We start from the raw sequence: 10,021 nt of genomic DNA, 5'->3' as shown, positions 1-10,021 counted from the left end.
GTCTTCGTCGCCATCATCATCGTGATTATCGTCGCCGCCGGGGCCACCAGACCCACCATCATCATGGCCGGGAGGCGGCGAACGCGGGTCCACGAGCGCGGGCGCATTGCCGCTTTCCGGTGCCGTGCCGATCTGTTTCCAGTAGTCGCGCAGGATTTCGCCGGTGGTGGAGTTCAGCACGATCTCACGGCGAAACTGCGGGCTCATCGCCACGATCCGGGTGCGCCCCAACAAGGTTCGCGACACCCGGATCCTGGTAAATCCCTGCTCCTGCAATTGCGAAACCACCGTCTCGCTCACCGGCGCCGCCGAGGCGGCAGGCACGGTCAGGCCAAGGGCGGCCACAACAAGCAAAAGGCGCAGTAGAGAGAACATCATGGCCTCACGGGGTTACCCCCACCCATCGGGCAGGGGCATTTTGTTTTGGGCGGGGCAGATCAATCGTCGTCGTCCCCATCGTCATTATCATCATCGCCGCTGTCATCACCATCATCATCGCTGTCGTCATCGCCGTGATCACCATGGTCATCGTCGTCGCCATCATCGTCATCATGATCGTCGTCATCATGATCATCATCGGCGTCGTCACGATCATCGTCGGCGTCGTCACGATCATCGTCGGCGTCGTCACGATCATCGTCGTAATCATCATCCTCGTCGTCGTCGTCATCCGATCCGTCGCCGACAAAATCCTCATCCTGGCTGGCAAACTCCACACCCTCATGGCCGCTGTCCTTGTCTGCCCGCTCAACCTCTTTCTTCAGGGTCTCCCCGGTCGCCTTATCATAGACGATTTCCAGCTCCTTGCCGTTTTTCACGGCCTCCACCTTCACTTGCGTGGGGCCTGATTTTACCTCGATATCGGTATAGCCCTTGGCAGCATAGGCCTCGGCCAGTGATTGGGCCGACACTTCTGCTTGAAGCTGGCTGGCGGTCAGCACCATCAGCGCGGTCGAAGAGGTCAGGGTCAAAAATACCTTCATGGCATGTCCTTTCAAGTTTGCGATGCGCATCCCATGCCCGATCCGCACCCCACGCTCTATTGACCAGAAGGTTAGCGCCATGGCCATAAACCCATGACCAACGCGCCTAAACTCAAGGTTAGGGCCGTGCGCACCCGCTTTTTCGCGCAAAAAGCGCTTACACATTGTCGGCAGCCGCCCGCGCCACCGCGTCGAGCGCCATATCAGGCTTGCCCACCGTAACCCATGCGGCACCGGGGGGATTCCAGCGCACCATCTCAAGATCATCGCCAAAGCTTTGGGCGGTAAAGCCGGGCAAAGGCTCACCGCCCTCCAGCGCCAGACCGCACAGCGCCATCACCCCGCCCTCCGCATCGGTGTAAAGCAGCTGCGCCACAGGCCGCCCCCCGGCCACAAGCAGGCGCGCGCCCTGAAAGGTGAAGCCCAGGGCGCTGAGATCCGGCACGTTGAGAGGCACGCCGGTTTCCCGCCCAAGCCAGGCCTCGATATGCGGGGTTTCGCTGGCCGGAACCTCCACCAGATGCGCGGTTTGGCGGGCGTAAACCCGGTGATAATCGGCGATCTCCTCCATCCAGCCGCGCGTTGCATGGCCATCGGCCAGTTCTTCATTGGCAAGGAAACCGCGGGTGAAAAGCGCGCCGCCTCCCGCGCCAACGACTAAAAGCGCCAGCACAGCGGCAATCAGCGCCGGGGTAAACGCGCGGCCATTGGTGTTGGTCGCCGCGAAATCGGGCGGCATTTCGCCCCTCGGTGCCGTTCCGCCCGGCGGGTTTGAGGCAAAAGCCGCCTCGCCGGGGTGCGCCGGATAGGGCGCGGCTTCGGTGACTTCGGGCGCGGGCGCGGCAGGGCCTTCCTGCGCCATTGCCCCGGCCACGGTGGGCGAGGCCTCTTCATTGCGGGTGCCCGGCTGGGTGGAGCCAGAAACCACCGCCATGATCCCCGGCGGCAAAGGGGCTTCAAGCAGGGTATCAAACGCCTTTGAAAGCGCCTCTTCGCGCTCCTGCGCCGCCTGCATCTTGGCGGCGAGCGTCGGATCGGCGGCGGCCTCGGCTTCCAGCCGTGCAGCCTCCTCGGGCGGCAAAGCCCCATCAAGCCAGGCGCTGATACGGTCTTGCAAGGTCATTCCAGGCCCTCCCATTGGGCCCGCAGTTTTGCCCTCGCCGCTGCCATGCGCGACATCACGGTGCTTTGCGGAATGCCAAGGATCTCGGCGGCCTCGGCGTAGCTATGCCCTTCCACCGAAACCAGCAGGACCACCGAGGCCATGGCATCCGGCAAGCCCAGAACCGGCGCAATGAGTTGCGCGGCCCGCGTCGCCTCTTCGCCCCCCATGTGCGAGAGCAACGCCACCACTTCGTTGGCAGGCACCGCGCCTCGGCGCGCCGCTTTGCGGTGCTCGACGGCCAGCAGAGTGCGCGCCATGGTGTAAAGCCACGGCAGCAAGGGTTGCTCCTGATCCCACTCGGCGGCTTTGGCGATCGCCCGTTCGCAGGTTATCTGCACAAGCTCATCCGCCTCCAAAGGGTGCCCCGTCAACGCCAGCGCAAAGCGCCGCAAGCGCGGGAGGCTGGCCAGAAGGTCTTCCTGAAATCCGGTGCTGTCTTGCGGCTCCACATCGGCTCCTTGCGGGTGGCTCTATGGCTCTGCCCATTCGCCGGGCCTGTGCGACGGATTGAACATGACCGCCGCAAAAGGTGCAACCGCTCAAGCCTGATCGCCCCCGGCGCATGCAGGAACAGAATGCGATCAGGGCCAATCGCCAGCGCCGCGCCGCCCGGTATGGGCCACCTCACGCGCGCTTGGAGTTTCTTGCGGATTTCCCGTAACCTGCTGAAAAGTCACCCCCTGTTGAGCGCGGCTTCCCGCAGAACCGCCAGCGGAACAATCTCCAGCGCCGCCTCATGGGTTGCCTCAAGCGATACCTGCGGCGCGCAGCCCTCCGCATGAGCCTGCAAAAACCGTGAGGCACACAGGCACCAGCGATCCCCCGGCTTCAGCCCCGGAAAATCAAACTGCGGCATCGGGGTTGTCAGATCGTTGCCCAGATACTTCGAATAGGCCAGAAACTCCGCCGTCATCACCGCGCAAACCGTGTGCGATCCGGCATCCGCCGCGCAGGTATTGCACGCCCCATCCCTGAAAAACCCGGTCACCGGATCAGCAGAGCAGGCCTGCAACGGCCCGCCCAACACGTTGACGGAAGGAGCCTTTTCAACAGCAGTCATTCGCGGGCCTCCAGATTGGCGCGTGTGATCTCGCGAAACCAGTCGATCATCCCGTCCCTTACCTCGGGGCGGCGAAAATCTGGGTCGGCCCCGCTGGCGGCGATCACCACGCGGGCCTCGCGGTTGATATAGATATATTGCCCATAGATCCCAAAAGCGAGCGCCTCGCCCTCGCCATCACGCGGCATCCACCAATGATACCCATAGCGCAGCGCACCCGGCTCGGTAGGGGCAGAGGGACGGGTGCTTTCCTCCACCCAATCCCACGGCACAAGCCGCCGTTCGCCCAACCGCCCGTCTTGCTGAAACATCAGGCCAAACAGCGCATAATCCCGCAGCCGCAGGTTGAGCCCGCCCATCACAAAGCCTGTGCCATGCGCATCGGTCAGCAAATAAGGGCCGGGGGCCACGCCCATCGGCGCGAGCAACCGCTCGGCCATAACCTCGGCCACCGGCTGCCCGGTTGCGCCACGGATCACCAATCCCAAAACCTGCGTATCAATCGACACATAGTGCCACTCGGACCCCGGCGGCGCGACCGTAGCCTCAAACGATCGAGTGAACCGATCAAGCGAGCCACCCAGCGCCAGCACCCGCCCCATCCGGCTAATATCAGACCAGAAGTCCGAGTAGGTTTCGTCAAATTCCAGGCCCGATGCCATCCACAGCACATCGCGCACAGAGGCCCCATCATACCCCGTGCCTTGAAGCGATGGCGCATAGCGCGTCACCGGATCATCAAGGCTCTCGATCACCCCCTCACCAATCAAAATGCCAATCAATGCCGACATGAAGCTCTTGGCAACCGACCACGATATCCGCAAATCCTCTGGCCCGGTGCCCAGATGATAGCTCTCATGGCTCACCGCACCGTCACTCAGCACCATGATCCCGGTGACCTGCCGCTCAGCAATCACCGCCTCGGCCCCCGGTGGCAGATCAACAGCCATGCCCTCGGGCACCACACCCACCACGTCCTGCCGTCCAAGATCCAACGGGACAGCGTAGAACAGCTCGCTCATATGGGTGAAATTCCAAACAATCCGATCCGGCGAGAACAGCTTTTGCACCGCCCAAAGCCGCCCCACTTCCTCGCGGTTCACCCAAGCAAACCCCGCCCCGGCAAGGAGCAGCAGAAAAAGGGCAAACCCGATAGCTTTGAAAGCAGCACGCATAAGGGCAACCCAACACGCGGCTGCCGCCGTTGCAAGATTTTGTGCCTCCGGCGGGGATATTTGAAGAGCGTTGAGATGCGCGGTGTTTTGTTTCTCAATGCTCCATAAATATCCCCGCCGGAGGCAAAACAATTAAAGGAATGCGCCGGCAGGCGCTCTATTTGGCAGCGTTCAATCGCGGCGGATAACGCCGGGCGGCGCGGCGGCCCGGCCGTGTTCGCCGGTTAGGCGGCGGGGCGAAGGAAACGGTCGGAAACTCGATAGACCCAAAGCCAATGGAGCCACGCGGCATTCATCCTCATGGGTGAAACTGTGCTCCCTCATGGCAAAGCGTCCAGCCAATAGCGCGCGCCCCGTTGAAGCAAAGCCGTGTGAGTGTTATCTTGGGGATATTCCCGGCGCCGGGGCGATGCAGGCGCACCACTTAGGAGGACCCTGTCCTGACCCACTCTGCGGAGGCCGCCGCACCCGGCGCGGCCAGCAACGCCCCAAGCAAAGGGGCAAGAACCGGCGAACTCGGCAGCGAAGCCTTGCTCGCTTACATCCTTTCCTCCCTCGAAGATGACAAGGCCGAAGAGATCGTGACCGTGGATCTGCGCGGCAAGACAGCCATGGCCGATTACATGGTGATCTGCTCTGGCCGTTCCTCACGCCAGGTCTCCGCCATCTCCGAGAAGCTGGTCGACAAGCTGAAGGCCGAGCATGGCCGCTTGTGCAAGGTCGAAGGCAAAGATGCAGGCGATTGGGTGCTGATCGACACAGGCGACGTGATTGTGCACGTTTTCCGCCCCGAAGTCCGCGATTTCTATCAGCTTGAGAAGATGTGGCAGCCCTCCCCGGCAGAGGCCTGACCCCCTTTTGAAGCTGACGATCATCGCCATCGGGCGGCTGCGCGCCGGCTCGGAAAAATCGCTTATTGACGACTACCTTGATCGCGCCGGGAAAACCGGGCGCGGCCTGGGCCTTGGCCCGGCCAGGGTGGTTGAGCTGGAGGACAAGAAAGGCGGCGGCAAACCGGCGGAAGCCGAGCTTTTGCGCCGTGCCATCCCCGCCGGGGCCGTGGTGGTGGCGATGGACGAGCGCGGCAAGCTCATGCCCTCGCCAGACTTTGCCAACCGTCTGGGCGCTTGGCGTGATGAGGGGCGGGGCGAGGCGGTGTTTTTGATTGGCGGGGCCGATGGGCTTGATCCGTCGCTGCTGGCCGAGGCAGATCTCAAGCTTTCCTTCGGCAAGATGGTCTGGCCGCATATGCTGGCTCGTGTCATGCTCTCTGAGCAGCTTTACCGCGCTGCCGCGATTCTCGCCGGAACGCCCTATCACCGGGTCTAAACGCATCACTCCGCGCTGCGCTCCCCCCGGCCAACGCAGCCATATCCCGCGCTCTTCCAGCAAAACCCGGCCAATCTTTGCCAAGCCCGTTTCCCCGCCGCCGCCGCTGGGGTAAGAACGGCGCAAGCACCAAGGGAGCGATCATGATGCCGCCGAAACCCGTTGTTCTTTGTATCCTCGATGGATGGGGCATGGGCAAAACCCGTGAGGGCAATGCCCCGGCGCTGGCCAACACCCCCAACTTTGACCGGCTGATGGCCACCTGCCCGCATGCCACGCTCATCACCTATGGCCCCGACGTGGGCCTGCCCAAGGGCCAAATGGGCAATTCCGAGGTGGGCCATACCAATATCGGCGCGGGCCGTGTGGTGGCGATGGACCTTGGCCAGATCGACCTTGCCATTGAAGACGGTTCCTTTGCCCGCAACCCCGCGCTGCTTGATTTCATCGCCACGCTCAAGGAAACCGGCGGCACCGCGCATCTGGCGGGCCTTGCCTCGCCCGGTGGGGTGCACTGCCACCAGGATCACATCGCCGCCGCCGTGCGCGAGGTTGCGCGCGCCGGGGTGCCGGTGGTGGTTCACGCCCTTACCGATGGCCGCGATGTTGCCCCCAAAAGCGCCGAAGGCCAGATCGCCACCCTGGAGGCTGCGCTGCCCGAAGGTGCCAAGATCGCCACCGTTTCGGGCCGGTATTACGCGATGGACCGGGATAACCGCTGGGAGCGCGTTGCCAGGGCCTATCAGGCCATTGTCAACGCCAAGGGCGAAAGCGCCGATTCCGCCCAAGCGGCCATTGCCCAAAGCTACGCCGCCGACACCACCGATGAGTTCATCCTGCCCACCGTGCTTTCGGGCTACGAGGGCATGAAAGACGGCGACGGGCTGTTTTTCCTGAACTTCCGCGCCGATCGCGCCCGCGAAATCCTGCGCGCCATCGGTGAGCCGGGCTTTGCAGAGTTTGATACCGGCCCCCGCCCGGCGCTGGCCGCGCTGCTTGGCATGGTCGAATACTCCGAAGGCCATAACGACTATATGACGACCTGTTTCCCGCCGCGTGATCTGAAGAATACGCTGGGCGAATGGGTGGCCAAACAGGGGCTGCGACAGTTCCGCCTCGCCGAAACCGAGAAGTATCCGCACGTCACCTTCTTCCTTAACGGCGGCAAGGAAACTCCGGAAATCGGCGAAGACCGTTTCATGCCCAAATCGCCCAAGGTCGCCACCTATGATCTTCAGCCCGAAATGTCGGCGCCCGAGGTTTCGGCAAAGTTCGTTGAGGCTATCGAGGAAGGCTATGATCTGATCGTGGTGAACTACGCCAACCCCGATATGGTTGGCCACACCGGGGTGATCGAAGCCGCCGTCAAGGCCTGCGAAGCAGTTGATAAGGGGCTGGGCATGGCGCTTGATGCGCTCGAAAAGGCAGGCGGCGCCATGATCGTCACCGCCGATCATGGCAATTGTGACATGATGATTGATCCCAAAACCGGCGGCGTGCACACCGCCCACACCCTCAATCCGGTGCCTGTTATCGTTTATGGCGCGCCCGAGGGCAAAACCCTGGCCGATGGGCGGCTGGCCGATCTGGCCCCCACCCTGCTGGAGCTGATGGAACTGGAGCAACCTGCGGAAATGACCGGGCGGAGCCTGCTCCGTTGATCCGCGCTGCTGCCACCGTCCTGCTCGCCCTGACCCTCGGTGCGCCGCTCACCGCGCAGGCGGTTGACCCGGCCGAAATTTCCTCCCGCGCCGCCGACCTGCTCGCAAAGGCGGCAAACGCGCTGGATGATGCCGAAACCCGCGCTGACCGCGTGGAGGCGCTCACCGCCACCGTGCGCGCCTATGAAACCGGGCTTTCGGCCATGCGCACCGGGCTGCGCCAGGCCGCCGCCGGGGAAACCGCCCGGCAAGCCGCGCTGGAAGCCCGTGATGAAGAGGTCGCCCGCCTGCTTGGCGCGCTCTCCACCATGGAGCGGTCGCCCGCGCCGCTGCTGCTGCTGCATCCTTCCGGCCCTGCCGGAACCGCCCGCGCCGCGATGACCCTCTCCGCAATCACCCCTGGCCTGCAAAAAGAGGCAGCCGACCTGCGCGACGAGATCGAAGAGATCGCCTTGCTTCGGGTCATACAGGAAAACGCTCAGCAAAACCTCCGGGTCGGGCTGGAAGGCGCACAAGCGGCCCGCCTCGCGCTGACCCGTGCCATTGATGAGCGCACCGAACTGCCGCTGCGCTACGCCGAAGACCCCGAGCGCCTGCGCCAGTTGCTCGAAACCTCCGATACTCTCACCGCCTTTGCCGCCGGCCTTGGCCAGCTTGAGGGGATCGAGGCACAGGGCGCGCGCTTTGAGGCCGCACGCGGCGCCCTGCCGCTGCCCGCCCCGGCCACCGTGATCCGCGGCTATAACGAGGCCGATGCCGCCGGTGTCGCCCGCCCCGGCCTGCTGCTGGCGCTCTACCCCGGCGCTCTGGTCACATCGCCCAGCGCCGCCACGCTGCGCTACACCGGCCCCTTGCTCGACTACGGAAACGTGATCGTGCTTGAGCCCGCCCCCGACACTCTGTTGGTGATTGCGGGGATGGAAACTGTCTATGGTGAACCCGGCGAGATCCTCGCTGCCGGTGCCCCCCTTGGCCTGATGGGCGGGCTTGGCGAGCGGGCCGGAGAATTTCCCCAGGGCGGGGCGCTGGAAGCGGGTGCAGAGCGCAGCGAAACGCTTTATATGGAACTCAGACAGGGCAACAGCCCGGTAGACCCAACCCAGTGGTTTGCCGCGACAAAGGATGGATGATGGTATGAAGAAATTCATGATGGCCGCACTGGGCGGCACTCTGGCGGGGGCCTTGATGAGCACCCAGATCGCGGGGCCGCTCATTGCTCAAGAGACCGACCGCAACGCCTCGATCTACGAACAGCTTGATCTGTTTGGCGATATCTTCGAGCGCATCCGTGCCCAATATGTTGAGGAAGTTGACGAGAAGGAGCTGATCGAAGCGGCCATCAACGGCATGCTCACCTCGCTCGATCCGCACTCCTCTTACCTCTCGCCCGATGCGGCGGCTGACATGCGGGTGCAAACCCGTGGCGAGTTTGGCGGCCTTGGCATCGAAGTGACCCAGGAAGAGGGCTTCGTGAAGGTCGTATCGCCGATTGATGGCACCCCCGCCGATGAAGCCGGGATGCAATCGGGTGACTTTATCACCCATGTTGACGGCGAGTCGGTTCTTGGCCTCAACCTTGATGAAGCGGTTGATCTGATGCGCGGCCCGGTCGGCTCGGAGATCATCATCACCGTGGTGCGGGAAGGCGTTGATGAGCCGTTTGACGTGACCATCGTGCGTGACACCATCAAGCTCACCGCCGTGCGCACCCGCACCGAAAGCGACACCGTCGTGCTGCGCGTGACCACCTTCAACGACCAAACCTACCCCAACCTCGAATCCGGTCTCAAAGAGGCCGTCGAGGAGCTGGGCGGCATGGACAATGTGAACGGTATCGTGCTCGACCTGCGCAACAACCCCGGCGGGCTGCTGACGCAGGCGATCAAGGTGTCTGACGCCTTCCTCAACGCCGGTGAAATCGTTTCGACCCGTGGCCGCGACCCGGCAGACGGAGATCGCTACAACGCCGGTGAGGGCGATCTGGCCGAGGGCAAACCCCTCGTCGTGCTCATCAACGGCGGCTCCGCTTCGGCCTCCGAAATCGTTGCCGGTGCCTTGCAGGACCACCGCCGCGCCATTGTTGTGGGCACCAAGAGCTTTGGCAAAGGCTCGGTGCAAACCGTGATGCCGCTGCAAAGCGACGGTGCCATGCGCCTGACGACCGCGCGCTATTACACCCCCTCGGGCCGCTCCATTCAGGCGCTCGGCGTCTCGCCCGACATCGTGGTGCAGCAACCCGTCGTTCACCCCGACACCGGTGAGGAGGAGGAAGAAGAAAACGCACGCCCCTCCCGCACCGAGGCTGATCTGCGCGGCTCGCTGAACAACGACAGCCTGACCGAAGACGAGATCAAGCAGATCGAAGAAGAGCGCGCCGCCGCCGAGGAAGCCGCAAAACTGCGCGACGAAGACTTCCAGCTCGCCTATGCGATCGACCTGCTGAAAGGCCTGCACGCCATCGAAGTGCAGGAGTAATCCTGCGCAGGCTGGCGTGCACAGCCGGGCACTTTTTCAGGGCGGCGCCTCCGGGGGCCGCCCTTTTTGCTGCGCTCACGCCGCCGCACCCCCGCCGTGCCGGTCCTCAAAAGCCCTGCGTCCGCCAAACTCATGCCAATTTTCCCGGCCAGCCTTACGGCATGTTTCATGAG

General features: G+C 63.6%; 11 protein-coding genes. 5 read left to right on the top strand and 6 right to left on the bottom strand.

The window, feature by feature from the left end; all coding sequences use genetic code 11:
• The 6 genes from P1U55_RS10970 to P1U55_RS10945 all read right to left on the bottom strand — a co-directional run.
• On the bottom strand, positions 1 to 375 hold a 375-nt coding region (locus tag P1U55_RS10970), incomplete at its 3' end, for a hypothetical protein (RefSeq protein ID WP_301047619.1).
• 62 nt (positions 376 to 437) lie between these two features.
• Complete coding sequence (locus P1U55_RS10965; RefSeq protein WP_301047618.1) at positions 438 to 983, bottom strand: PepSY domain-containing protein; 546 nt, start codon at positions 981 to 983, stop codon at positions 438 to 440.
• A 157-nt stretch (positions 984 to 1,140) separates the two neighbouring features.
• Positions 1,141 to 2,106 carry a zf-HC2 domain-containing protein gene (locus tag P1U55_RS10960; protein ID WP_301047617.1) on the bottom strand — a complete coding sequence of 322 codons (966 nt, stop codon included), beginning with the start codon at positions 2,104 to 2,106 and terminating at the stop codon, positions 1,141 to 1,143.
• Positions 2,103 to 2,597 carry an RNA polymerase sigma factor gene (locus P1U55_RS10955; RefSeq protein WP_301047616.1) on the bottom strand — a complete coding sequence of 165 codons (495 nt, stop codon included), beginning with the start codon at positions 2,595 to 2,597 and terminating at the stop codon, positions 2,103 to 2,105. Before P1U55_RS10955 ends, P1U55_RS10960 begins: the two co-directional genes overlap by 4 nt.
• 224 nt (positions 2,598 to 2,821) lie before the next feature.
• Complete coding sequence (locus P1U55_RS10950) at positions 2,822 to 3,208, bottom strand: DUF2237 domain-containing protein (RefSeq protein WP_301047615.1); 387 nt, start codon at positions 3,206 to 3,208, stop codon at positions 2,822 to 2,824.
• On the bottom strand, positions 3,205 to 4,383 hold the full coding sequence (locus P1U55_RS10945) for a serine hydrolase (RefSeq protein ID WP_301047614.1): 1,179 nt from the start codon (positions 4,381 to 4,383) through the stop codon (positions 3,205 to 3,207). The genes P1U55_RS10950 and P1U55_RS10945 overlap by 4 nt, the downstream gene beginning before the upstream one ends.
• 530 nt (positions 4,384 to 4,913) lie before the next feature.
• Between P1U55_RS10945 and rsfS the strand changes: the two genes are divergently transcribed.
• From rsfS to P1U55_RS10920, 5 genes are all read left to right on the top strand, one after another.
• On the top strand, positions 4,914 to 5,234 hold the full coding sequence (rsfS, locus tag P1U55_RS10940) for a ribosome silencing factor (protein ID WP_301047613.1): 321 nt from the start codon (positions 4,914 to 4,916) through the stop codon (positions 5,232 to 5,234).
• A 7-nt stretch (positions 5,235 to 5,241) separates the two neighbouring features.
• Positions 5,242 to 5,712 (top strand): 23S rRNA (pseudouridine(1915)-N(3))-methyltransferase RlmH, encoded by a 471-nt coding sequence (gene rlmH / locus P1U55_RS10935; protein WP_301047612.1) that lies wholly within the window; start codon positions 5,242 to 5,244, stop codon positions 5,710 to 5,712.
• 143 nt (positions 5,713 to 5,855) lie between these two features.
• Complete coding sequence (gpmI, locus tag P1U55_RS10930; protein WP_301047611.1) at positions 5,856 to 7,373, top strand: 2,3-bisphosphoglycerate-independent phosphoglycerate mutase; 1,518 nt, start codon at positions 5,856 to 5,858, stop codon at positions 7,371 to 7,373.
• Positions 7,370 to 8,503, top strand: coding sequence for a peptidase M23 (locus tag P1U55_RS10925; RefSeq protein WP_301047610.1), 1,134 nt, complete (start codon positions 7,370 to 7,372; stop codon positions 8,501 to 8,503). The genes gpmI and P1U55_RS10925 overlap by 4 nt, the downstream gene beginning before the upstream one ends.
• A gap of 4 nt (positions 8,504 to 8,507) precedes the next feature.
• Entirely contained in the window at positions 8,508 to 9,848 is a 1,341-nt protein-coding gene (locus P1U55_RS10920; protein ID WP_301047609.1) for a S41 family peptidase, read from the top strand.
• Positions 9,849 to 10,021 lie beyond the last annotated feature (173 nt).

It is taken from the genome of Vannielia sp., from assembly GCF_029212645.1.
In the GTDB taxonomy this organism is placed as follows: Bacteria; Pseudomonadota; Alphaproteobacteria; order Rhodobacterales; family Rhodobacteraceae; genus Vannielia.
This window is presented reverse-complemented; position numbering and strand designations above follow the sequence as displayed.